21 protein-coding genes are annotated in these 24874 nt (G+C 66.3%); 7 read left to right on the top strand and 14 right to left on the bottom strand.

The annotated features are described in order from the left end of the window. Window positions 1-3: 3 nt before the first annotated feature. From RBR52_RS11060 to RBR52_RS11035, 6 genes are all read left to right on the top strand, one after another. Window positions 4-1635: an alpha-D-glucose phosphate-specific phosphoglucomutase gene (locus RBR52_RS11060; protein ID WP_320377315.1), complete on the top strand. Its 1632-nt coding sequence runs from the start codon at window positions 4-6 to the stop codon at window positions 1633-1635. A 50-nt stretch (window positions 1636-1685) separates the two neighbouring features. Beyond that, window positions 1686-3014, top strand: coding sequence for a glucose-1-phosphate adenylyltransferase (glgC, locus tag RBR52_RS11055; RefSeq protein WP_413818318.1), 1329 nt, complete (start codon window positions 1686-1688; stop codon window positions 3012-3014). A gap of 85 nt (window positions 3015-3099) precedes the next feature. After that, entirely contained in the window at window positions 3100-4581 is a 1482-nt protein-coding gene (gene glgA, locus RBR52_RS11050; RefSeq protein ID WP_320377350.1) for a glycogen synthase GlgA, read from the top strand. Then, entirely contained in the window at window positions 4578-7061 is a 2484-nt protein-coding gene (locus tag RBR52_RS11045) for a glycogen/starch/alpha-glucan phosphorylase (RefSeq protein WP_320377314.1), read from the top strand. Before glgA ends, RBR52_RS11045 begins: the two co-directional genes overlap by 4 nt. A gap of 52 nt (window positions 7062-7113) precedes the next feature. Beyond that, window positions 7114-8622 (top strand): phosphoheptose isomerase, encoded by a 1509-nt coding sequence (locus RBR52_RS11040; RefSeq protein ID WP_320377313.1) that lies wholly within the window; start codon window positions 7114-7116, stop codon window positions 8620-8622. A gap of 143 nt (window positions 8623-8765) precedes the next feature. Next, on the top strand, window positions 8766-9704 hold the full coding sequence (locus tag RBR52_RS11035) for an ion transporter (protein WP_320377312.1): 939 nt from the start codon (window positions 8766-8768) through the stop codon (window positions 9702-9704). Here the strand turns inward: RBR52_RS11035 and RBR52_RS11030 are convergent. From RBR52_RS11030 to wrbA, 3 genes are read right to left on the bottom strand one after another with little or no spacing between them, the layout of a single operon-like run. Continuing rightward, window positions 9646-11076: an FAD-binding oxidoreductase gene (locus RBR52_RS11030; RefSeq protein WP_320377311.1), complete on the bottom strand. Its 1431-nt coding sequence runs from the start codon at window positions 11074-11076 to the stop codon at window positions 9646-9648. The two genes, RBR52_RS11035 and RBR52_RS11030, sit on opposite strands and share 59 nt — an antisense overlap. Continuing rightward, window positions 11063-11452, bottom strand: a complete 390-nt coding sequence (locus RBR52_RS11025) for a DUF2069 domain-containing protein (protein WP_320377310.1) — start codon at window positions 11450-11452, stop codon at window positions 11063-11065. The genes RBR52_RS11030 and RBR52_RS11025 overlap by 14 nt, the downstream gene beginning before the upstream one ends. 13 nt (window positions 11453-11465) lie before the next feature. Further along, entirely contained in the window at window positions 11466-12062 is a 597-nt protein-coding gene (wrbA, locus tag RBR52_RS11020) for an NAD(P)H:quinone oxidoreductase (RefSeq protein ID WP_320377309.1), read from the bottom strand. Between the two features lie 17 nt (window positions 12063-12079). Here wrbA and RBR52_RS11015 point away from each other — a divergent pair, with 17 nt between their 5' ends. After that, on the top strand, window positions 12080-13345 hold the full coding sequence (locus tag RBR52_RS11015) for a YihY family inner membrane protein (RefSeq protein ID WP_320377308.1): 1266 nt from the start codon (window positions 12080-12082) through the stop codon (window positions 13343-13345). Here RBR52_RS11015 and RBR52_RS11010 read toward each other — a convergent pair. The 11 genes from RBR52_RS11010 to lpdA all read right to left on the bottom strand — a co-directional run bounded on the left by RBR52_RS11010 (window position 13290) and on the right by lpdA (window position 24833). Further along, complete coding sequence (locus RBR52_RS11010; RefSeq protein ID WP_320377306.1) at window positions 13290-13652, bottom strand: DUF962 domain-containing protein; 363 nt, start codon at window positions 13650-13652, stop codon at window positions 13290-13292. The genes RBR52_RS11015 and RBR52_RS11010 overlap by 56 nt on opposite strands. 58 nt (window positions 13653-13710) lie before the next feature. Further along, on the bottom strand, window positions 13711-14673 hold the full coding sequence (locus RBR52_RS11005; protein WP_320377305.1) for a nitronate monooxygenase family protein: 963 nt from the start codon (window positions 14671-14673) through the stop codon (window positions 13711-13713). 1 nt (window position 14674) lies between these two features. Beyond that, entirely contained in the window at window positions 14675-16459 is a 1785-nt protein-coding gene (locus RBR52_RS11000; RefSeq protein WP_320377304.1) for an acyl-CoA dehydrogenase, read from the bottom strand. A 100-nt stretch (window positions 16460-16559) separates the two neighbouring features. Further along, on the bottom strand, window positions 16560-17492 hold the full coding sequence (locus RBR52_RS10995) for an electron transfer flavoprotein subunit alpha/FixB family protein (RefSeq protein WP_320377303.1): 933 nt from the start codon (window positions 17490-17492) through the stop codon (window positions 16560-16562). 37 nt (window positions 17493-17529) lie between these two features. Then, on the bottom strand, window positions 17530-18279 hold the full coding sequence (locus tag RBR52_RS10990) for an electron transfer flavoprotein subunit beta/FixA family protein (protein WP_320377301.1): 750 nt from the start codon (window positions 18277-18279) through the stop codon (window positions 17530-17532). Between the two features lie 196 nt (window positions 18280-18475). Next, window positions 18476-20119 (bottom strand): acyl-CoA synthetase, encoded by a 1644-nt coding sequence (locus RBR52_RS10985; protein ID WP_320377300.1) that lies wholly within the window; start codon window positions 20117-20119, stop codon window positions 18476-18478. A 56-nt stretch (window positions 20120-20175) separates the two neighbouring features. Beyond that, window positions 20176-20622 carry a mechanosensitive ion channel domain-containing protein gene (locus RBR52_RS10980; protein ID WP_320377299.1) on the bottom strand — a complete coding sequence of 149 codons (447 nt, stop codon included), beginning with the start codon at window positions 20620-20622 and terminating at the stop codon, window positions 20176-20178. Beyond that, entirely contained in the window at window positions 20612-21517 is a 906-nt protein-coding gene (locus RBR52_RS10975; RefSeq protein ID WP_320377298.1) for a mechanosensitive ion channel family protein, read from the bottom strand. The genes RBR52_RS10980 and RBR52_RS10975 overlap by 11 nt, the downstream gene beginning before the upstream one ends. 68 nt (window positions 21518-21585) lie before the next feature. Continuing rightward, a complete protein-coding gene (locus RBR52_RS10970; RefSeq protein ID WP_320377297.1) occupies window positions 21586-22296 on the bottom strand; it encodes a hypothetical protein in 711 nt (236 codons plus the stop codon). Beyond that, the gene (zapE, locus tag RBR52_RS10965; RefSeq protein ID WP_320377296.1) at window positions 22293-23390 is read right to left on the bottom strand and encodes a cell division protein ZapE; all 1098 of its coding nucleotides are present in this window, start codon (window positions 23388-23390) and stop codon (window positions 22293-22295) included. The genes RBR52_RS10970 and zapE overlap by 4 nt, the downstream gene beginning before the upstream one ends. Before the next feature lie 9 nt (window positions 23391-23399). Further along, entirely contained in the window at window positions 23400-24833 is a 1434-nt protein-coding gene (lpdA, locus tag RBR52_RS10960; RefSeq protein ID WP_320377295.1) for a dihydrolipoyl dehydrogenase, read from the bottom strand. Window positions 24834-24874: the final 41 nt, after the last annotated feature.

Raw genomic sequence — 24874 nt, 5'->3', positions numbered from 1 at the left:
AGCATGAAACTCGTCACCCGACCGACCACCCCGTTCGAAGGCCAGCGCCCCGGCACCTCCGGGCTGCGCAAAAAGGTCAGCGTGTTCCAGCAACCCGGCTATCTCGACAACTTCGTGCAGGCCTTGTTCGACGTGCTGGGCGACGCCGGCGGCAAGACGCTGGTGGTCGGCGGCGATGGGCGCTTCTACAACCGCGTGGCCATCCAGACCATCCTGCGCATGGCCGCGGCGCACGGCTATGCCCGCGTGCTGGTGGGGCAAGGCGGCATTCTGTCCACGCCGGCGATGAGCGCGGTCATCCGCCGCCGGGGGGCCAGCGGCGGCATTGTGCTGTCGGCCAGCCACAATCCCGGCGGGCCGCAAGGCGACTTCGGCATCAAGTACAACATCGCCAACGGCGGCCCGGCGCCCGAATCGGTCACCGAGGCCATCTACCGGCGCTCGCGCGAAGTGCATGAAATCCGCACCGTCGACAGCCCCGACCTGCCGCTCGACGCCCTGGGCGTCCACACCCTGCTGGGCACGCAGATCGACATCATCGACCCCGTGGCCGACTACTGCGCGGTGCAGCGCGAACTGTTCGATTTCGACGCCATCCGCGCCCTGTTCGCCCGCGGCTTCCGCCTGCGGCTCGACACCCTGTGGGCGGTCGGCGGCCCCTACGCCCGCGCGCTGCTCGAAGACGAGCTCGGCGCCCCCAAGGGCACGGTGGTCCACGCCGAGCCGCGCGAAGACTTCGGCGGCCTGCACCCCGATCCCAATCCGGTCAACGCCACCGAACTGATCGAGCACATGGCTGCCGCCGACGCCCCCGACATGGGCGCCGCCACCGATGGCGACGCCGACCGCAACATGATCGTCGGCCGCAACTTCGTGGTCTCGCCCTCCGACAGCCTGGCCGTGCTGGCGGCGCACGCCACGCGCATTCCGGGCTACGCGGCAGGGCTGGCGGGCGTGGCGCGTTCCATGCCCACGTCCACCGCCGTCGATCGTGTTGCCGCCTCGCTGGGCATAGCCTGCTACGAGACACCCACTGGCTGGAAGTTCTTCGGCAACCTGCTCGACGCGGGCAAGGTCACGCTGTGCGGCGAGGAAAGCTACGGCACCGGCTCTAACCACATCCGCGAAAAAGACGGTCTGTGGGCCGTGCTGTTCTGGCTCAATCTCATCGCCGTCACCGGCAAGTCGGTGGAGCAACTGGTGCGCGAGCTCTGGGCCGAGCATGGCCGCTGCGTGTATTCGCGTCACGACTACGAGGGCATCCCCACTGAACGGGCCGACGCGCTGATGCGCGAGCTGCGCGCCGCCCTGCCCGAACTGCCCGGCAAGAGGCTCGCGGGCGAACCTGTGGCCGTCGCCGACGACTTTGCCTACACCGACCCCGTCGACGGCAGCGTGAGCAGCAGGCAGGGTGTGCGCATCGTTCTGCAAGGCGGCTCGCGCGTGGTGTTCCGGCTCTCGGGCACGGGCACCGAAGGCGCGACGCTGCGCATCTACCTGGAGCGCCACGAGCCCGATCCGGCGCGCCACGATCTGCCCGCGCAGCAGGCGCTCGCTCCGCTCATCGCCCTGGCCGAGCAAGTGGCCCGGGTGCGTCACTGGACGGGCATGGGCGCCCCCAGCGTCATGACCTGATCCACCATCCGAGTTTGCGCTTCACCCCCAAAACACCCAGGAGACCTGCCATGAATCAGAACAGCCCCTTGAGCCCGATGATCCTGCAAGATCGCCAGATGCAGCCGCACATGCTGGTGCGCCGCTCAATCGCCCTCGTGCTGGCGGGCGGGCGGGGTTCGCGCCTGAAGCAGCTCACCGACAAGCGCGCCAAGCCCGCGGTGTATTTTGGCGGCAAGTTCCGCATCATCGACTTCGCGCTGTCCAACTGCGTCAATTCCGGCATCCGCCGCATCGGTGTCATCACCCAGTACAAATCGCACTCGCTGCTGCGCCACCTGCAGCGCGGCTGGAGCTTTCTGCGCGCCGAACTCAACGAAATGGTCGATCTGCTGCCCGCGCAACAGCGCGTGGACGAAGAACACTGGTATCGCGGCACGGGAGACGCGGTCTATCAGAACATCGACATCATCCAGTCGAGCAAGCCTGAATACGTGGTCGTCCTCGCCGGCGACCACGTCTACAAGATGGACTATTCCATCATGCTGCAAGACCACGTGCAAAGCGGCGCCCAGGTCACCGTCGGCTGCATCGAAGTGCCGCGCGCCGAGGCCAGCGCCTTCGGCGTCATGGCCATCGACGACAAGCGCAGAATCGTCGAATTCGTCGAAAAGCCCGCCGATCCTCCCGCCATGCCCGGCAACGAGCAGATGTCGCTGGCCAGCATGGGCATCTACATCTTCAACGCCGCCTACCTCTACCGCATGCTCGAAGAAGACATGGCCGACGCGGCATCCTCGCACGACTTCGGCAAGGACATCGTCCCCGAAGCGGTGCGCCAGGGCATGGCGCACGCCCACCCTTTCTCGATGTCGTGCGTGCAGGGCGGGCAGCAAAGCCAGCCCTACTGGCGCGACGTCGGTACGCTCGACGCCTTCTGGGCCGCCAACCTCGACCTCGCCTCGGTCACCCCCGAACTCAACCTCTACGACACCGAATGGCCGATCTGGACCAGCCAGCGCCAGCTCCCCCCCGCCAAGTTCGTGCAAGACCACAACGGCAGCCACGGCAAGACCATCAATATGATGGTCTCGGGCGGATGCATTCTCTCGGGCTCCTCGGTGAGCAACTCGGTGCTGTTCTCCAATGTGCGGGTGCACTCCTTCTGCACCATCAACGAAAGCGTGCTGCTGCCCGACGTGCTCGTCAACCGCTCGTGCCGCTTGAACAAGGTCATCGTCGACCGCGGCTGCGTACTGCCCGAGGGCATGGTGATCGGCGAAGACCCCGAGCTCGACGCCCAGCGCTTCGAGCGCACCGCCAGCGGCGTCGTGCTGGTGACCAAGAAGATGCTGCGCGCACTCGGCGAGACCGAACTGAACGAGGAAGACGATGACTGAACCTAGCCCCCAAGCTGCGGCTTCGCCTGCGCTGCCCCCCGAGAGGGCGCACCCCGCCTTGGGGCGGCCCGGCGGCGGGGTGGCCTTGCGCGTGCTGCAGGTCAGCGCCGAAATCTTTCCCCTGCTCAAGACCGGCGGTCTGGCCGACGTCACCGGCGCGCTGCCCGCGGCGCTGGCCAGCGCCGGTTGCGAGGTGCGCGTGCTGCTGCCGGGTTTTCCCGCCATCCGCTCGGGTCTGCAGGGCGAGCAGGCCGTGGGCCGGTTCACCCTGCCCTGGGGCGAGACCGTGGGCGTGCTCGCAGGAACCCTGCCCGCCGTCGGCGGCGCCGCGGATCAGCCGGTGCGCGCCTACGTGCTCGACGCCCCCGGCCTGTACGACCGCGCGGGCAATCCCTACGAAGACGCGCAGCGCCGCCCCTACGCCGACAACCATCGGCGCTTTGCCGCGCTGGGCTGGGCCGCAGAACGGCTCGCGCACGGCCTGGACCCCGCCTGGGCGCCGCACCTGGTGCACGGTCACGACTGGCATGCCGGTCTGGCCCCCGCCTGCCTCAAGCTCAGCGCCGGCAAACCCGTGCCCTGCATCCATACGGTGCACAACCTCGCCTATCAGGGCGTTTTCCCGGCCGAGACCTTCGGCGAACTCGGCCTGCCTGCTTCTGCGTTTCAGGTCGAAGGACTGGAGTTCTACGGACAGCTTTCGTTCATGAAAGCCGGTTTGTATTACGCCGACAGGATCACCACGGTCAGCGTCACCTATTCGCACGAAATCCAGACACCCGAACAGGGCTTCGGCCTCGACGGTCTGCTGCGCACCCGGCGCGGCGATCTCTGCGGCATTCTGAATGCGGTCGATACCGCGATCTGGAACCCCGCCACCGACGTGCATATTCCGCGGCATTACAGTGCCGAGCATCTCGCGGGCAAATCGCATTGCAAGGCGGCGCTGCAACAAGAAGCCGGCCTGGCCGTGAGCAAGCAGGCGCCGCTGTTCACCGTGGTCAGCCGCCTGACCGAGCAGAAAGGACTCAACCTGGTGCTCGCCGGCATCGACACCGTCGTCGAAGGCGGCGGGCAGTTGCTGGTGCTGGGCAGCGGCGACCACGAGCTGGAATCCGCCTTCGCCCATGCGGCGCAGCGCCATGCGGGCAGCGTCGCCCTGCGCGTCGGCTACGACGAGCCTTTGGCCCACCGTATTTTTGCCGGCAGCGACATCACCCTCGTACCCTCGCGCTTCGAGCCCTGCGGCCTGACGCAGATGTACGGCCTGCTCTACGGCAGCCTGCCGCTGGTGCGCGCCGTGGGCGGCCTGGCCGACACCGTGGTCGATGCCGACCTCGCCACGCTCGAAGACGGCACGGCAACTGGCATCGTTTTTGCTAACTTCTCCGAGGCTCATTATCGTCACGCGGTGCGCCGAGCGCTGGCTCTCTATCGCCAGCCGCGCACCTGGTCGCGGGTACGGCAAACCGGCATGCATCAAGACTTCGGCTGGACTCGGTCTGCCCGGCAATACCACGCGCTCTACCAGTCCGTCCTGACAGATTTCGCTCGCGCTCACCCATGACCCCCGAACCCAAACCGCCTCTGCCCGAAGCCGCCTCGGTCCCCTTCGTCCACGACACGCCGCCGCGCGACGTGGAGTCGCTCAAGCGTGCGATCTCCAACAAGCTGATGTTCCAGATCGGCAAAGACCCGCTCTCGGCCCAGCCCATCGACTGGCTGCATGCGGCCTCGTATGCCGTGCGCGACCTCATGGTGGAGCACTGGTTCGACACCACCCACGCCCGCAACATGCAGGACGCCAAGCAGGTGTATTACCTGTCGATGGAATTTCTCATCGGCCGCACCTTCACCAATGCCCTGATCGCCATGGAGCTCACCGAGCCGCTGCGCCAGGCGCTGCACGAACTGGGCGTCGACATGGACGCCATCGCCGATCTGGAGCCCGATGCCGCTTTGGGCAACGGCGGCCTGGGCCGGCTGGCGGCCTGCTTTCTCGACAGCATGGCCACGCTGGGCATTCCCGGCTACGGCTACGGCATCCGCTACGAATATGGCATGTTCCGCCAGACCCTCGTCGATGGGCGACAGGTCGAAGTGCCCGATTACTGGCTCACCGCAGGCAACCCCTGGGAGTTTGCGCGCCCCGAAGTGGTGTACCGGGTGCAGTTCGGCGGCCATGTCATCAAGGAGGGCGACCGCGCCCGCTGGGTCGATACCCACGATGTCGAGGCCATGGCCTACGACACCATCATCCCCGGCTACGACACCACCACGACCAACACCCTGCGGCTGTGGTCGGCCAAGGCCACCAAGGAGATCGACCTTTCCGCCTTCAACCGCGGCGACTATTTCGGCGCGGTGGAGGAGAAAAACCACTCCGAGAACGTCTCGCGCGTGCTCTACCCCGACGACTCGACCGACGCCGGGCGCGAGCTGCGGCTGCACCAGGAATACTTTTTCTGCAGCGCCAGCGTGCAGGATTTGATGCGCCGCTACCTGCAGACGCACACCACCTTCGACCAGTTCGCCGACAAGGTGGCCATCCACCTCAACGACACCCATCCGGTGCTCGCCATCCCCGAGCTGATGCGCCTGTTCCTCGACGTGCATCACCTGCCCTTCAACGATGCCTGGCGCATCTGCCAGGGCGTGTTTTCCTACACCAACCACACCCTGATGTCCGAGGCGCTGGAAACCTGGCCGATCGACATGCTGGGCCGCGTGCTGCCTCGCCATCTGCAGATCATCCTCGACATCAACGCCAACTTTCTCAACAAACTGACGCAAAAGCATGGGCATGACGTCGATCTCATGCGACACGTCTCGCTGGTCAACGAATCGGGCACGCGCTCGGTGCGCATGGCCTACCTCGCCGTGCTCGCCAGCCATTCGGTCAACGGCGTGTCGGCGCTGCATTCCGAACTGATGCAGCAATCCATCTTCGCCGATTTCGCCCGCCTCTGGCCCACGCGCTTCAACAACAAGACCAACGGCATCACCCAGCGCCGCTGGCTCGCGCTGGCCAATCCGCCGCTGGCCGCGCTGCTCGACAAGACCATCGGCGCCCACTGGCGCCGCGATCTGTCCGAGCTGTCCAGGCTGCGCCCGCTGCTGGACAGCTCCGATCTCATCTCCGAATTTCAGAGCGCCAAGCGCAGCAACAAGGTGCGCTTCTCCGCCTGGCTGCAGACGCATCACGGCGTGACCATCCCGGTCGATGCGCTGTACGACGTGCAGGTCAAGCGCATTCACGAATACAAGCGGCAGTTGCTCAATGTGCTGCACGTCATCACCCGCTACCTGCGCATCATCGAGCAGCCGGGCAGTGTCACGGTGCCGCGCGTGGTGATATTTGCCGGCAAGGCGGCTTCGGCCTACCACATCGCCAAGCTCATCATCCAGCTCATCAACGACGTCGCCAGGACGGTCAACCACGATGACCGCGTGGGCGATCTGCTCAAGGTGGTGTTCGTGCCCAACTACGGCGTGAGTGCGGCCGAAGTCATCATTCCCGCAGCCGATCTGTCCGAGCAGATTTCCACCGCTGGCACCGAGGCTTCGGGCACGGGCAATATGAAACTCGCGCTCAATGGCGCGCTCACCATCGGCACGCTCGACGGCGCCAATGTCGAAATTCAGGAAAACGTCGGCGCCGACAATATGTTCATTTTCGGCCTCACCGCAGGCGAAGTGACCGACCTGCGCATGACTGGCTACCAGCCCCATGCCATCGTCAGCGCCAGCCCCGAGTTGTCGCGCGTGCTCGACACCCTGCGCGACGGCCGCTTCAGCCCGCAAGAGCCGCACCGCTACCTGAGCCTCTACGACCTGCTGGTCAACTGGGGCGACCATTACATGCTGCTGGCCGACTATGCCAGCTATATCGCCGCCCAAGCCAGGGTCGATGCGCTTTACCGCCAGCCCGAAGAATGGGCGAAAAAGGCGCTCGCCAACGTGGCCGGCATGGGCCCGTTCTCCTCCGACCGCACCATTGCCGAGTACGCCGAACAGATCTGGCACGCCAAACCCTTGCTAAGCTGAATACCGTCTACCCGCAACCCGCCCATCGACCGCTTTTTGCCCGACCAAGCTCATGCCCGCACCCAAGACCCTCGACACCGCCGGCCTGCGACTGGAGTTCACCCGCCACGGCGAGCAGGCGTTCGCCACTGCGCTCAAGACCCTCGCCGCCCTGCCCAACAAGCCGCAAGACCTGGTGAGCCAAACGGTACTCAACGGCAGCGAAAACCGCCCCGCCTGGCATGTGCTGTCGCGACTGGGCGCCAAGGGGCTTGACGCCCCCTCGCAGGCCGCCGCCGACTTTCTCCAAGCCGAGTTCGCCCGCATGGCCGACTGGGTGGACCAACAGGTGGCCGACGCCGGGACGGAAGGGCTGGACATCATTCACCTCGGCGCGGGCGGCTCCGAAACGCCGATGCTCGCGCTGCACACCGCGCTCTCGGTGCTGCAGAGCGCGCGCTGCCGGGTGCACTGGGTCGCCAACCTCGACGGCGCCACGATCGACGCTGCACTAGCCGCAGCCAAGCCCGAGCGCACCTGGATCCTCATCAACAGCAAGTCCTTCCGCACCCAGGAAGTCATGCGCAATGCCGATATCGCCCTGCGCTGGCTGAGCGATGCCATTGGCGCCGACCCGGCGCGCCAACGTCTGGTCGCGCTCACCGCGAATGCCGAACTGGCGCAGCAGCGCTTCGGCCTGCCCGCCGACCAGATCTTCCGTTCGCTGCCTGAAATCGGCGGTCGCTTTTCGCTCTGGAGCGCCCACGGCATGGTGCTGCTGCTGGCATTCGGCCGTGAAACGGTGACCCAGCTCCACGCCGGCGCGCACGACATGGACGAGCACTTCCTGAACACCCCGCTGGAGGGCAGCGCCCCCGGGCTGATGGCCGGCCTGTCGCACGCCTACCGCGTGCGCTTCGGTCTGCCGTTGCTGTCCATCGGGCTGTATGGCGATGCGTTTTCGCACATGCCCCTGTACCTGCAGCAACTGCTGATGGAGTCGCTGGGCAAGTCCACCAGCGCCGACGGCATGCAGCCCGTGCATGTGAGCGGGCCCGCCGTCATCAGCGGCGTAGGCACGCCGGTGCAGCACACCTACTTTCAACTGCTGCACCAGGCCGCAGTGCCCGTGTTCCACGAAATCGTCGCCGTGGCCCATCCCTGGCACCGCCACCTGCGCGAACATCTGGCGCTGCTCGCCAACGCGCTGGGCCAGGCCGACGCGCTGTGGAACGGCAAGGACGCCTCCAGTTGGCAGACCGAACTCATGGCCCAGGGCATGTCTGAGCAGGCCGCGCTGCGCGCCGCGCATCACCGCGCCTGCCCCGGGGGGCGTCCCTCCACTTTCATCTGGATGGAGCGCCTGAGCGCCTACCACCTCGGCGCCCTGCTGGCTCTCTACGAACACCGCACGGTGGTGGAAGGCTGGCTCTACGGCATCAATCCTTTCGACCAATGGGGTGTGGAACTCGGCAAGACCCTGGCGACCCGCATCGAAAACGCCCTGCTGTCGCAGAACACCCAGGGACTGAGCCCCGAGACCGCCGCCTCGCTGGCCTACCTGCACGCGCGCGGCGGCTGAATCCTGCCGTCGACCCAGCTTGCGACCGGTTCGCACGGCGTTCCCCTGTAGCGGACAATGCCAGCCCCCTGGGACGCCCATCAGGGTTCTACTTCCCCATCTCGAATACCCCGAACGGCTTTTCGTCAACATCCGCTCTGCCCATGCACAACCGCCAGTCCAGCACCAAGCTTGCCCCGCGCTCCAAGGAGGGCTGGCGGGCGTACTGGTATCGGGTGATGTACTACCACGATGCGCGCGACGAGAAGCTCTTCGATCTGGTGCTGATCGGCTTCATTCTGCTCAGCGTGCTGATCACCGTGCTCGACTCGGTGCAGGCGGTGCATGCGCGTGCGCATGGTGTTTTTTACATTCTGGAATGGTTTTTCACCATCGCCTTCACGATGGAGTACTTGCTGCGGCTGTCGGTCGTGCGTAATCCCTGGAGCTATGCCCGCAGTTTCTTCGGCATCATCGATCTGTCTTCTTTTCTGCCGGCCTACCTCGAACTGCTGTTTCTCGGTTCGGGCCACCTCACGGTGATCCGCACCCTGCGCGTGCTGCGGATTTTCCGCATTCTCAAGCTGATGGAATACACCAGCGCATCCAATCAGATGCTTGATGCGCTGTCGCGCAGCAAGAACAAGATCTTCGTGTTCGTGCTCAGCGTGCTCACGCTGACCACCATTTTCGGCTCGATCATGTATCTGGTCGAGGGGCCGAAAAACGGCTTCACCAGCATTCCGCGCGGCATTTACTGGGCCATCGTCACCATGGCCACGGTGGGCTTCGGCGACATCACGCCCAAGACGCCGCTGGGTCAGATCATCACCTCGGGCATCATCATCGTGGGCTACGGCATCATCGCCGTGCCGACGGGGATCTATTCGGCGGAATTGGTCAACTCGTATCGAGAGCAGCGCCGCATCGAGAAGCACCGCCAGGCCAAAGAGGAACAGGCCACGCAGTGCCCACGCTGCGGCTTGGTTGGGCACACTGCGGATGCCCGCTATTGCCGCCGCTGCGGGCAGGCGCTGCCGGGCATCAACGCGGCCACATCTTCCCCGGATTCATCAGATTCTGCGGATCGAGCGCCTGTTTGAGGGCGCGCATCTGGGCGAGCGCCACGGGGTTGCCATAGCGCGCGAGCTCGTCGCGCTTGAGCTGGCCGACGCCATGCTCCGCCGAGAAGGTGCCGCCGCAGGACACCGCGGCATCATGCACGATGCGGTTGCATGCGCCCTGATGCTCGGCGAGAAAACGCGCCGCATCCACCCCCACCGGCGCCTGCACGTTGTAGTGCAGATTGCCGTCTCCCAAATGACCGAAGACCACCAGACGCGCGCCGGGCAGCGCCTGCGTGACCAGCTCGGCGGTGGACTCGACAAAGGCGACCATGTGCGACAGCGGCACGCCGATATCGTGCTTGATGTTCAGCCCTTCCTGCGCCTGCGCCAGCGGAATCGACTCGCGCAGATGCCACAGCGAGCGGCTTTGCGCCAGACTCTGCGCCACTGCGGCATCGACGATCTGGCCCGCATCCAGTGCGGCTTGCAACAAGGCTTCCAGTCGCACCCTGCCCTGCGCCTCGCCCTCGGTTTCGCTCGACTCCAGCAACACACACCAGGCGCTGGGCAATTCGAAAGGCAAGGCGATCCGAGGGAAATGGCGCTGCACGAGTTGCAGGCAGTAGGCACTCATCAACTCGAATCCGGTCAAGCTGCACCCCAACCGGGCCTGCGCCAGATTGAGCAAGGCAATCGCGGCAGCGACATCCCGCACCGCGACCAGAGCCGTGATCTGCGCCGCCGGTCGTGGAAACAGCTTGAGCGCTGCCGCCGTGATGATGCCCAGCGTGCCCTCGGCGCCGATGTAGAGATCGCGCAGGCTGTAGCCGGTATTGTTCTTGCGCAGCAGGTTCAGGGCGTCGAGCACCTCGCCCTGCGCGGTGACGACTTCCAGGCCCAGGCACAGGTCGCGGGCATTGCCGTAGCGCAGCACCGCCGTTCCCCCGGCATTGGTCGAGAGATTGCCGCCGATGGTGCAACTGCCCTCGGCGGCCAGCGACAGCGGGAACAGCAGGCCGTGCTCGCTTGCTGCTTGCTGCACGCTCGCCAGCACGCAGCCGGCTTCGGCGATCAGCACGCCGCTTGCCGCATCGACGGCCCGGATGCGATCGAGCCGCCGGGTGCTCAGCACGATCTGCCCGCCGCTGGCGTCTGGCGTGGCCCCGCCGACCAGTCCGGTATTGCCGCCCTGCGGCACCACGCCGACGCCATGCAGCGCGCAAAGCTGCACCACACCGGCCACTTGTGCTGTATCGCCCGGCAGCACCACGGCCAGCGCGCGGCCCTGATAGCGTTTGCGCCAGTCGGTCAGATAGGGGGCGCAGTCTTGCGGCTGGTGCAGCACATGCGAGGCGCCCAGCAAGGCGCGCAAGGCGTCCAGAAAGCGGTGCTGTTCAGCGGGCAGCATGGCGCGCGGCTCCCGTTCGCAAAAATCCCGCCACGCAGACGAACAGCAGCAGCGACAGCAGCAGTTCGATCCACCCCAGCCCGCGCGACGCGGCGCCGGGGTCGGTCAGCGCGCGGGCGACGCCTTCGGCCGCATAAAACCACAGCAGCAGGCTCAGCCAGCGAAACGTCTGCGCCCTGCCGCGCAGCACGCCGGGCACGGCGGGCAGGAGCGGCAGCACCTTGAGCACCAGCAGCGACCCTCCGGGATGCAGCGGCGCCAACCACGACTCCCATGCCACGCACAGCAGAATGAGCGCCAGCAGGCTGGCCACCGCCCCCCGGTGCCAGACGTGCTGCCAGAAGGCGGTCGATAACGGTTGGGACGAATCCGACATCGTGCGCTCAGGTTCAATCCGCCGTGAGCTTGAGCGCCGCCCGCGCCAGCCGCTGTCCCAGCGCAAACGCCAGACGCTTTTCTTCTTCGCTCACCGGCAGGCTGGCGTCGGGGGCGGCATGATGACTGGCGCCGTAAGGCGTGCCGCCTCCACGGGTGGTCATCAGCCCGGTCTCGGTGTAGGGCAGGCCGACGATCAGCATGCCGTGGTGCAGCAGCGGCAGCATCATCGACAGCAGCGTGCTTTCCTGCCCGCCATGCGGCGTGCCGGTGGAGGTGAACACCGCCGCAGGTTTGCCCGCCAGCGCGCCGGAGAGCCACAGCGTCGAAGTCTGATCGAGAAAGTATTTGAGCGGCGCGGCCATATTGCCGAAGCGCGTGGGCGAGCCCAGCGCCAGCGCGGCGCATTCCTGCAGATCGCTCAGTTCCACATAGGGCGGCCCGTCATCGGGGATGGCCGGTTCGGTCTGCTCCGCCACCGTGCTCACCCGCGGCACGGTGCGCACCCGTGGCAAGGCGCCCGGCACCTGCGCCACGCCCTGCGCCAGGCTTTCGGCCAGTGCTCGGGTGCCGCCGTGTACGCTGTAATAGAGAATCAGGATGTCTTTCATGCCGCTATCGTATTGCCATGTCCCGCCTTCGCCCCTCCGACACCCTGATTGCCAGCCTGCGCACCCTGGCCAGGCGCTTTGCGCAGGACAATCTGGCGCAGACGGCCGGCAGCCTGACCTTCACCACGCTGATCTCGCTCGTGCCCCTGCTCACCGTGGTGCTGGCGGTGTTCACCGCCTTTCCCGCATTCGACAAGATGCAGGGGCAGATTCAGGCGCATCTGGCGCAAGCCATGCTGCCCGACGCCATTTCCGACAAGGTTTATCGCTATCTCAGGGATTTTGCCGCCAAGGCCAAGGGTCTCGGCGCGGTCAGCGTGGTTTTTCTCATCGTCACCGCCACGTCGATGATGCTGACCGTCGATCGCGCGCTCAACGCCATCTGGCGCACCCCGCGGCCCCGTTCGCTGGCGCAGCGCGTGCTGCTCTACTGGGCCGGCTTCACCCTCGCTCCGCTGGTGCTGGGCGCGAGCCTCGGCCTGATGAGCTATGTCGCCGGCGCGCATCGCGGCTTGCTGCATCACCTGCCGGGTGGCGCCAGCGCCCTGTTGAGCTTTGCTTCGTGGGCCGTCATGGCCGTGGCGCTGGCGTCGCTGTTCCGCTTCATTCCCAACACCGAGGTGCGCTGGCGCGATGCGCTCATCGGCGCATTCGTCGCCGCGTTGGCCTTCAGCCTGGGCGGGCGGGCGCTGGCCTGGTATTTCTCCACGGTCACCACCTACACCGCGGTTTACGGCACCTTCGCCACCCTGCCCCTGCTGCTGCTGTGGATCTATTTCAGTTGGGTCACCGTGCTGGTCGGCGCCATGATTGCGGCTTATCTGCCCTCGCTGCGCGTGCGCGCCATCCGGTTCGACGGCTATGCGGGCGCCGAGTTTCTCAACGCGGTACAAATCCTCAAGTTGCTCCACCACGCCCGCCAGGCACCCGATTGCGGCCTGAGCGCCGAAGAGATCTCCAGACGCCTGCGCATCGACCCGCTGCAATTGCAGGACTTGCTCACGGTGCTGGAGCGCCTGGGCTGGATCGGCAAGGTCGCGGCCAAACCGCGCAGCCCGTCGCGCTGGGCGCTGCTCTGCGACCCGCAGACCACTCCCATTGGTCCGTTGATCGATGTGCTGCTGCTCGACAAAAAACGCGCCGCACACACCTCCGCCCTGCTCGGCCATATGCTCAGCGATGAGGAACGCGACTGGAGCCTGGCGCAGTTGTTGACCGAGCCGCCCGTTACAGCCGATGCGTCAGCATCTGCCACCACATCACCCAGTCGCCCATCAGGCTGAACAGCGGGCGTTTGAACGTGGCCGGGCGGTTGTGCTCGACAACAAAATGCGCCACCCAGGCGAAGCCGTAGCCGCAAATGACGGCAGCCAGCAGCCACCAGGGGTTGGCGGTGAAGACGAGGAAAAACAGGCAGATCAGCGCCAGCGTCGAACCGGTGAAGTGCAATTTGCGGGTGAGCGGCTGCCGGTGCTCGGCCAGATACAGCGGATAGAACTCGGCAAAAGTCCGCGCCCTGGCCAGTTGCTCGGGGTCGGGGGCTGAAGGCGCCTCGGGCCGGGACAGCGGAGCGTGATGATGCGCATGCATGGCAAGTCTCCCGTTTTGTCGCAGCGACATGGCCAACTATAGGCGAAACCGCCGGTGGTCAAGCGCCGCAGAGCCGCCTTTTCGCGGCTTCGTACTCCCGCTGCAATTGCGCTACCAGGCTTGCCGCGGGCTGCACCTGGTCCACCGCGCCGATGCCTTGGCCGCAGCCCCAGATGTCTTTCCAGGCCTTGGCGTCGCCGGTGGCGGCGGCGAAATCCATCTTGCTCGGGTCGCCTTCGGGCAGATGGTCGGGATCGAGTCCGACGGCCGCGATCGAGCCGCGCAGGTAGTTGCCGTGCACACCGGTGAACAGGCTGGAATACACGATGTCCCGCGCGCTGCTGTCGACGATCATCTGCTTGTAGGCGTCCACCGCGCGCGCCTCGTCGGTGGCGATGAAGGCGCTGCCGATATAGGCCAGATCGACGCCCATCGCCTGCGCCGCCAGCACCGAGTCTCCGCGGGCGATGGCGCCGGAGAGCACCACTGGGCCATCGAACCAGCGCCGGGTTTCCTGCACCAGTGCAAAGGGCGATTGCATGCCCGCGTGGCCCCCCGCGCCCGCAGCGACCAGAATCAGGCCGTCGGCGCCCTTGTCCACCGCCTTGTGCGCAAAGGTCTGGTTGATGACGTCGTGCAGCACGATGCCGCCCCAGCCATGCACGCCCTGGTTCACCTCGGGCCGCGCGCCCAATGAAGTGATGACGATGGGCACCTTGTATTTGGCGCAGAGCAGCATGTCGTGTTCCAACCGCTCGTTGCTGCGATGAACGATCTGGTTGACCGCAAAGGGCGCGGCAGGCTGGTCTGGATGCGCGGCGTTCCAGGCGGCCAGCGCCTCGGTGATTTCGGCCAGCCATTCGTCGAGCTGCGAGGCCGGTCGGGCATTGAGCGCCGGAAAGCTGCCGACGATACCCGCGGTGCATTGCGCGATCACCAGCCTGGGGTTGGAGATGATGAACAGCGGCGCGCCGATGACGGGCAACCGCAGCCCGGAAAGCACCGGTGGAAGCGGCTCCACTTCAGAATGCCTCGACCGGCAGCGCCATCACGCTGTCCGCACCGCTGAGCACGGCTTCGCGCAGGGCGCCGCAGCGCGGCAGGATGTGCGCGCAGTAAAACGCAGCGGTGGCGCGTTTGGCCTGGGCGAAAGCGGCCTGCTCGGCTGGCAGGTCGCGCGTGGCCAGCCAGCTTTGGGCCATCTGCCAGCCGGCCATCAGATTGCCGGCAAGCATCAGATACGGCACGCTGCCGGCATAAACCGCGTTCGGGTCGGGCTTGCCGTGGGCGGCGACAAACGCCACCACCTGCGCATAGGCTTCGCGGGCCTGGCGCAACTGGCCCGCCATCGCCACGGCCTGCGCATCGCCGGTCGCAGTCAGCGCCTCTTCGACCTTGCTCACCCTCGCGGCGAATTGCAGCGCCACGGCGCTGCCGTCGCGCAGCGTCTTGCGCCCCACCAGATCGTTCGCCTGGATGGCGGTGGTGCCTTCGTAGATGGTGAGGATGCGCGCGTCGCGGTAGTGCTGCGCCGCCCCGGTCTCTTCGATGAAACCCATGCCGCCATGCACCTGCACGCCCAGGCTCGCCACCTCGATGCTCATTTCGGTGGAGTAGCCCTTGACCAGCGGCACCAGAAATTCATAAGCCGCCTCGTGCGCGGCGCGCTGGGCAGCGTCGGGATGGGCGCGCCCCACATCGTGCAGGCTGGCGGCCACCAGCGCCAGCGCGCGGCAGCCTTCGGTGAGCGCACGCATGGTCATGAGCATGCGGCGCACATCGGGGTGATGCACGATGGCCACCGGCTGCGCCGCACTGCCGTCCACCGGGCGCGATTGGATCCGTTCCTTGGCATAGGCCGCCGCCTGCTGATAAGCCCGCTCGGCCACGGCGATGCCCTGCAGTCCGACGGCGTAGCGCGCCGCGTTCATCATGATGAACATGGTTTCCAGACCGCGATTGGGCTCGCCGACCAGTTCGCCGATCGCGCCTGCGCCCGCCTCGCCCTTGCCATCACCGTAGATCAGCACCGCCGTCGGGCTGGCCTTGATGCCCAGCTTGTGCTCGATCGAGGCGCACCAAACATCGTTGCGGCGGCCGTCTTCGAGCACCTTGGGCACGATGAACAGCGAAATGCCCTTCACCCCCGGCGGCGCATCGAGCAGGCGGGCCAGCACCAGATGGACGATGTTGTCCGCCATGTCGTGTTCGCCGTAGGTGATGTAGATCTTTTGACCGAACAGGCGGTAAGTGCCGTCGCTCTGCGGCTCGGCGCGGGTTCGCACCAGCGCCAGATCGGAACCCGCCTGCGGCTCGGTGAGATTCATGGTGCCGGTCCACTCGCCGGAAATCAGCTTGGGGATGTAGCGCTGCTTCTGCGCTTCGCTGCCTGCGGTGAGCAGGGCTTCGATGGCACCGTCCGACAGCAGCGGGCAAAGCGCAAAGCTCAGATTGGCGCTGTTGAGCATTTCGGTGCACGCCGCCGAGATGCTCTTGGGCAGACCCTGTCCGCCGAACTCGGTGGGGTGTTGCAAGCCCTGCCACCCGCCTTCGACGAATTGACGGAAAGCCTGCTTGAACCCGGGCGGGGTCGTCACCCTGCCGTCGGCCCAGGAGCTGGGATGGAGATCGCCTTCGCGGTTCAGCGGAGCCACCACCTCGCGGTTGAACTTGCCGCATTCCTCCAGCACCGCCGCCGCGGTATCGGGTGTGGCGTCCTCGAAACCCGGCAGTCTGGAAATGGACTCCAGGCCCGCGAGATGCTCGAGATCGAACATCATGTCGCGGATGGGGGCGGTATAGCTCATGCGAGTCTCCCTCTGGGTATGTTGGGGATCAGCCGTCTGTGCGGCTGTCGGGCAGGCCGTGCGAACGACCTGATGAATGTGAACGGACGGGCCCCGGATTTCAGAGCTGTTTGACCAGCTCGGGCACGGCGGTGAACAGATCGGCCACCAAACCGTAGTCGGCCACGCCGAAGATCGGCGCCTCCTCGTCCTTGTTGATGGCGACGATGACCTTGCTGTCTTTCATGCCGGCCAGGTGCTGAATGGCGCCGGAAATGCCCACGGCCACATAGAGCTGTGGCGCGACGATCTTGCCGGTCTGCCCAACCTGCCAATCGTTGGGCGCATAGCCCGCATCGACCGCTGCGCGGCTGGCGCCCAGCGCGGCGCCCAGCTTGTCGGCCAAGGGTACCAACAAGGCCTCGAAATTCTCCTTGCTGCCCAGCCCGCGCCCTCCCGAGACGACGACCTTCGCCGCGGTGAGTTCGGGCCGTTCGCTTCGGGTCGTTTCGCGCCCGCTCAGGCTGGACAGGCCGCTGTCCGCCACCGCATCGACGCGGACGACCTCGGCTGCGCCCCCTGTGGCCGCCGCCGGGTCGAAGCCGGTGGTGCGCACGGTGATGACCTTGATCGGGTCGACGCTTTGCACGGTGGCAATGGCGTTGCCGGCGTAAATGGGGCGGTCGAAAGTGTCTGGGCCGTGCACATGAATGATGTCCGACACCTGCGCCACATCGAGCAGCGCGGCCACGCGCGGCATCAGGTTCTTGCCGAAGGCTGTGGCCGGGGCCAGGATATGGCCATACGCCTGTGCCAGCGCCAGCACCTGCGCGGCGACGACTTCGGCCAGGCCGTCGGCCAGTTGCGGCGCGTCGGCGCACAACACCTTGGCGACGCCAGCCGCCTGCGCGGCCGCCTGGGCGACGGCCGCGCAGTCGTGCCCGGCAACCAGCACATGCACTTGCGGATCGCAGAGCAGCGCCGCGGCCAGGGTGTTGAGGGTGGAGGGCTTGAGAACCTGGTTATCGTGTTCGGCGATGACGAGTGCGGTCATGAAAAATCCTCGGATGGGTTGCTTGAAGCAAAGCCGGTCAGATCACCTTGGCCTCGGTTTTCAGGCGGGCCACCAGCGTGGCCACATCGGGCACCTTGACGCCGGCGCCGCGCTTGGGCGGCTCGGCGACCTTGAGCGTTTTCAGGCGCGGGCTCACATCCACGCCCAGCTCTTCGGGCTTGAGCGTGTCGAGCGGCTTTTTCTTCGCCTTCATGATGTTGGGCAGGGTGACATAGCGCGGCTCGTTCAGCCGCAGGTCGGTGGTGATGACGGCGGGCAGCTTGACCGCGATCGTCTCCAGTCCGCCATCCACCTCGCGCGTGACGCGCGCCTGCGCGGCGTCGATTTCGACTTTGGAGGCGAAGGTCGCCTGCGGCCAGCCCAGCAGCGCGGCGAGCATCTGCCCCGTCTGGTTGGAGTCGTCGTCGATGGCCTGCTTGCCCAGAATGACGAGCTGCGCGCCCTCTTTTTCGACCACCGCCTTGAGCAGCTTGGCCACGGCCAAAGGTTGCAATTCGGCCTCGCTTTCCACCAGCACGCCGCGATCTGCGCCCATCGCCAGGGCGGTGCGCAGGGTCTCGCCGCAGGCGGCCAGGCCGCAACTCACGGCGACGATTTCGGTAGCCACGCCTTTTTCCTTGAGTCGCACCGCCTCTTCCACTGCGATCTCGTCGAAAGGGTTCATGCTCATCTTCACACCGGCGGCATCAATCCCGCTGCCATCGGACTTGACCCGCACCTTGACGTTGTAATCGACCACGCGCTTGACCGCGACCAGCACTTTCATGCCATTGCTCCATGAGGGTTTGTTATGCGGTGACAGTATAGGAAGCGCTGCCCACTTGAGGCAGCGCAGGCCTTAATAGAACGACCGTTCGCTTTTTTTTTGCAGTGTAACGAGGGAAGCGGCGGCGAATCAAGCCCTGGGGAAAGGGCTCGCCGCCTCTGCCCAAACCGCTGGGAGCTGAAAGCGGCGCGCAGTGCTACACATCGATCGCCTCGCGCGAATGCGCCTGCGCGCGCAAGGCGTATTTCTGGATCTTGCCGGTCGAGGTCTTGGGCACCTCCCCGAACACCACTTTGCGCGGTGTTTTGAAGCCCGCCAGATGCGATTTGCAGAATGCGATGATCTCGTCTTCGGTCGCCGTTTGGCCCGGCTTGAGTTCGACAAACGCGCAGGGAATCTCACCCCACTTCGGATCGGGCATCGCCACCACGGCGGCAACCATCACGGCCGGATGCCGGTAGAGCACGTCTTCCACTTCGAGGCTGGAGATGTTCTCCCCGCCCGAAATGATCACGTCCTTGCTGCGATCCTTGATCTTGATGTAGTCGTCGGGGTCGACCACGGCGAGATCACCGCTGTGGAACCAGCCGCCGCGAAACGCCTGCGCCGTACCCTCGGGATCTCCCAGATAGCCCTTCATCATGATGTTGCCCCGGAACATGATCTCGCCCATGGTCTGGCCGTCGTGCGGCACTTCTTCCAGGGTTTCGGGGTCGCGCACCGTCGCCGCATTCTGCAGGTGATAGCGCACGCCCTGCCGGGCGTTCAAACGGGCGCGCTCGGGCAGCGGCAACCCGGCCCAGTCCTGCTGTTTGGCGCAGACCGTCGCCGGGCCATAGGTTTCGGTGAGGCCGTAGGTGTGGGTGAGTTCGAAACCCATGGCCTCCAGCCCTTCGATCATGGTCCCCGGTGGCGCGGCGCCAGCGACCATCGCGCGCACCTTGTGGCCTATGCCGGCCTTCATTTCTGCCGGCGCGTTGACCAGCAGGTTGTGGACGATGGGCGCGCCGCAGTAGTGCGTCACCCCGGCCTGGCGTATGCGGTCGAAAATCGCCTGCGCCTCGACCTTGCGAAGACAGACGTTGACCCCGGCGCGCGCCGCCACCGTCCAGGCGAAGCACCAGCCATTGCAATGAAACAGCGGCAGGGTCCACAGATAGACCGGGTGCTTGGGCATGTCCCATTCGAGAATATTGCACACTGCATTCACATAGGCGCCGCGATGCGAATAGACCACGCCCTTGGGTTTGCCCGTCGTGCCCGAGGTGTAGTTCAGCGAAATCGCATCCCATTCGTCGGCCTGGTCGGGCAGGGCGCCGCCCGCCACGCCTTCGGCGAGCAAGGTCTCGTAGTCCAGCGCACCGATGCCCCGCCCTTCGGGCACGAATTGCGCATCGGGGACGTCGATCACCAGCGGCGGCGGCAGGCCCTGCTCCACGGCGAGAGCTATGGCACGCTGCATCACCGCGGCCAGTTCGGGATCGACCAGCACGGCCCTGGCGCCGCCATGCAGCAGCATGTAGGCGAGCGCCTCGGCATCGAGCCGGATGTTCAGGGTGTTGAGCACCAGCCCGGCCATCGGCACGCCGAAGTGCGCCTCCACCATGGCCGGGACGTTGGGCAGCATGGCCGCGACCACGTCCCCGCGCTGCAGGCCCCGGCGCAGCAGCGCGGAGGCCAGCCTGCGGCAGCGCTCGCGCGTCTGCGCCCAGTTGCGCTGCAGGTTGCCGTGGAGGATGGCCGTGCGTTGCGGATAAACGTCCGCCGCACGGTCGAGAAAGATCAGCGGCGTGAGTGGCGCGTGGTTGGCGCGGTTGGGGGTAAGGTCAGCGTCTTGCATATCGGTCTCCTCTATTGAACTAAATGCTGCGACAGACGCCTTGGTCAGACCTTGCGTCAGTCGCCCGCGTCGTCGGGTTCCGCGCGGCGGGGGCTTTGCGGTTGCGTGGCCTTTGGCAAGGGCGCGGCAAACGGCGCACCCTCCTGGCCCGGCGCCCATTGCAGCACCCGCTGCGGGAACGGTATCTCGATGTCGTGTTGCTTGAGCGCGTGCCAGATGGCGAGATTGACCTGGCCACGCACACCCAGGGTACCGTTTTCCGGGTCGGCGATCCAGTAGCCGACGGTGATGTTGATCGCGCTGTCGCCAAAGGCATCGAGCACCGCGCTCGGGCCGGGGCTGTGCAGCACGCGCGGCACGGACTGCGCCGCCTCCCGCACGATGGCCAGCGCTGTTTCGATGTCGGTGTCGTACGACACCCCGACCGTGGTGGACAGCCAGACGTTGGGGTCGTTGTAAGAGAGATTTTCGATGCGGTTGGCGATCAGCATTTCATTGGGCACGATGGAATCGGTGCCCCCCCGCGCTGCGCACTAGGGTGTAGCGGGTCTTGATGTCGATGATCTGTCCCTGGAAGGTATCGACGCGGACGTTGTCGCCCACGCGCAGGCTGCGTTCGAGCAGGATGACAAAGCCCGAAACATAGTTGGCCGCGATTTTCTGCAGACCCAGGCCGAGGCCCACGCCCAGCGCGCCGCCGAACACGCTCAGCACGGTGAGATCGATGCCCACCATCTGCAGGGCCGTGAGGATGGCCACCAGCAGCACCGCCGAGCGCAGCAGCCGCGTGAACACCAGACGCAGGCTGGCATCCAGCGGCGTGCGCATCAGACGCGCTTCCAGCAGCGAGGAAACCCACAACGCCAGCAGCAGCGTGACCGCGATGGACGCCGCGCCCTTGAGCAAGGTCCAACCCGACAGGCGCTGTTTACCCAGCGTGACCGACAGCGCGTCGAGCGCCTCGCGGATTTCCGGCAGCACCCCGGCCAGATGCAGGGCCAGTGCCGTCCACAGACCGATGCTGACCACGCGCACCAGGTAGCGCACGCCGCCATCCTGGGCAAACCGCTGCCTGGCGACGGAACCCGCCAGCCGCACCAGCAGCAGCACCGCCAGCACCGGCAGGGCCAGTTTGAGCAGTGGGAGTTCGAGCAGCAGATGCGAGCCATGCCGCACCAGAACCAGCATCAGCAGGGCCACCGCGGGAAACCCCAGACCGTAGCGCCAGCTCGCGTCAAACGCGGCCTTCCAGCCGGGCAGCTTGCGCACCTGCTTTTCGAGTGCCGTCCCCAGCAGCGCCCCGAGCACCACGACGCCCAGCAGAATGCCGATCTGCAGCCGCAGCCGCTCCGGGGTCTGATGGGTGAACGCCGCAACCAGGGGAGATTCGATCAACATGCGCAATAGCCGGAATGGACAGACGGGCATGGTAGCCCGTCGGGGCCATCGTCCCCGCCGCGGCCGGTTCAGCGCAGCGGCGCGCTCGGCGGCGGCAGCGGCAGCGGTGCGGCCGCCGGCTTGGCGGCGTTCTGGCGCGCCTGCTCGGCCTGCTTCTCGGCGTAGGCTTTTTGCCTGGCGGCGAAGTCGGCCTGCGCCCGCTGCGCATCCGCAGCGCGCTGCGCCGGGCTGAGCTGCGATGACGGCGCAGGGGTCGGAAACGGTCGATCCGCGGGCTGGGGGCCGCGCGCAGCAGATTCTGCGGGCACTTTCTGCCGGTTCGTCGGATGGGCGGCCTGCTCTGCGTGCTGGGCGGCCTGTTGCTGTCGCCGCGCAAGCTCGGCCTCGCGTGCGGCGCGCTGACGCTCGGCCTCGGCGCGGTCGGGCTGTGCGCGCTGTGCCGCGGCGATATTCGCCTGCACCCGGCGAATTTCGTCTTCGGCAGCCCACATGCGGCTGCGCAGTGCAATGGCCTGCAGTTGGGCATCGATCGGCGCCAAGGCTGCGCGTTCATTTTCGCGCGCGGCATCGAGGCAGTCGTTGACAAAAAAGCGCTGCAGACAGGCATTGCGCTGCTGGGCGTATTGCGCCAGCACTTGAGCGCGCTGTCGTTGCAGCGCCGCTTGTTGCGCCGCGTCCTGCGCCGGGGTCGGCTGCGCAGATTCGGCCAAGGCGAAATGCCCCGCCAGGCCCGTCGTCAGCGCGAGCACGACCGCGCACAGACTCCAAACAGCCCTCATACCAAAGCAGCCTCGCCCTGGCGCCGCCCCTCGCGCAGGTATTCGGCGCTCTGCATTTCGTGCAGCCTGGACACGGTGCGGGTGAATTCATAGTCGAGCGGCCCATGCACATAGAGCTGCTCGGGCGGCACGGCGGCAGAGACGATGAGCTTGATGCGGCGGTCGTACAGCACATCGACCAGCAGGGTGAAGCGGCGCGCGGCGCTGGCCCTGTCTTCGGTCATCTGCGGCACGTCCGACAGCAGCACGGTGTGGAAACGGCTGGCGATTTCGAGGTAGTCGTTTTGCGAACGCGGGGTTTCGCACAGTTCGTGAAAGCTGAACCACACCACGCCGCCCGCGCGTTGCAGCGCCTGCACCTCGCGCCCATCGATGGTCAGCACCGGGTCTTCTTCGGTGCTGGAGGCCATGCGCTCGAAGGCCTGTTCCATGCGGGCTTGGGCCGCTTCGCCCAGCGGGGTGATGTAGAGGTCGAGTTCGCGCAGGGCCTTGTGGCGGTAGTCCACGCCCGCATCGATTTTGACCACGTCCATTTTCTGTTTGATGAGCTCGATCGCGGGCAGGATGCGGTCGCGGTGCAGTCCGTCGGGATAGAGGTCGTCGGGGTGGAAGTTGGACGTGGCCACCAATTGCACCCCGTTGTCGAACAGCCCTTGGAGCAGGCGGTGCAGGATCATCGCGTCGGTCACGTCGCTGATGTGAAACTCGTCGAAGCAGATCAGCCGGAAGCGCCGCGCGATGCGCCTGGACAGTTCGGTGAGCGGGTCGACCGTGCCCTGCAGCACGGCCATTTCGCGCTGCACTTCGCGCATGAATTCGTGAAAGTGCAGCCGCGTCTTGCGCAACAGCGGCACGGTGACGAAAAACGCATCCATCAGCATCGACTTGCCCCGCCCCACGCCGCCGTAGAGGTAAACGCCGCGCGGCAGTTCGGGGTGGACGAGGGCGCGGCGGATGGCGCTCGACCGGCGCGACTTGTACGCCACCCATTCGTCGTAGCACTGCTGCAGCCGGGCGACACCGGCGCGCTGCGCGGCGTCGGCGGCAAAGCCCCGCTCGCGCAAGGATTGCTCGAAATACTCGGTGACGTTCATGCAAGCCGTTCAGAGATTCAGCGTGCGGCCATCGACGCCGAGCGCGGCTTCCTTCAGGCTTTCCGACAAGGTCGGGTGCGCGTGGCAGATGCGGGCGATGTCTTCGCTCGACGCCTTGAATTCCATCGCCACCGCGGCCTCGGCGATCAGTTCCGAAGCCATCGGGCCGATGATGTGCACGCCGAGGATTTCATCGGTCTGCGCATCGGCCAGCATCTTGACGAAGCCGGTGGTATCGCCCAGGGCGCGGGCGCGGCCGTTGGCCATGAAGGGAAAGCTGCCCGCCTTGTATGCGCGGCCCGCGGCCTTGAGCTGCTGCTCGGTCTGGCCGACCCAGGCGATTTCGGGCGCGGTATAGATCACCCAGGGGATGGTGTTGAAATCGACATGCGGTTTCTGCCCGGCGATGCGCTCGGCCACCGCCACGCCCTCTTCTTCGGCCTTGTGCGCCAGCATGGGCCCGCGCACCACGTCGCCGATGGCCCAGATGCCCGGCAGATTGGTGCGGCAGTCGGCGTCCACCGCGATGAAACCGCGCTCGTCGAGTTTCAGGCCGACGCTTTCGGCGCCGAGGCGCTCGGTATTGGGCTTGCGCCCCACCGAGACGATGAGCCGCTCCACCTTCAGCGTCTGTGCCTCGCCCTTGGCGTCGGTCCAGTCCACGGTCACGCCGTTTTTCAGCACCTTGGTCGCGGTGATCCTGGCACCCAGATGAATCGCCAGCCCCTGCCTGGTGAACTGCTTGAGCGCCTCCTTGGCGACCTGCGCATCGGCGGCGGCGAGAAACTCGGGCAGCGCTTCGAGCAGCGTGACCTCAGCGCCCAGCCTGCGCCACACGCTGCCCATCTCCAGGCCGATGACCCCGGCGCCGATGACGCCCAGCGTCTTGGGCACGGCGTCGATGGACAGCGCGCCGTCGTTGGACAGCACGCGCTGCTCGTCGAAGTCCAGCCCCGGCAGGCTGCGCGGCACGGAACCCGTCGCCACGATGACCTGCTTGGCCGACAGCGTCTGCTCGGCGTCCTTGCCGGTCAATGCAATCTGCCAGCCCGCATCGGCAGTGCCACCCTTGAACGCGGCCTCGCCGTGGAAAAAAGTGACCTTGTTCTTTTTGAACAGGTAGAGGATGCCCTCGTTGTTCTGCTTGACCACCTGGGCCTTGCGCCGCTGCATGGCGGCCACGTCGATGCTCAGGCCGCTCACGCCGATGCCATGCGCGGCAAAGTCGTGCCCGGCCTGCTCGAAATACTCGCTGGACTGCAACAGTGCCTTGGAGGGTATGCAGCCGATATTGGTGCACGTGCCGCCAGGCGCCGGGCCGCCCTGGGCATTGCGCCAGGCGTCGATGCAGGCCACGCTCAGGCCGAGTTGGGCGGCGCGGATCGCGGCGATATAGCCGCCAGGGCCGGCGCCGATGACGATGAGATCGAATGCTGAAGACATGATGGATTCCTGATGGCGCGCAGCGCCCTGCGCCGCGCGCG

Origin of the sequence: Thiomonas sp. (assembly GCF_034007205.1) — a bacterium.
Classification (GTDB): Bacteria; Pseudomonadota; Gammaproteobacteria; order Burkholderiales; family Burkholderiaceae_C; genus Thiomonas.
The sequence above is the reverse complement of the archived record's forward strand: the minus strand, read 5'-3'. Positions and strand labels throughout refer to the sequence as shown.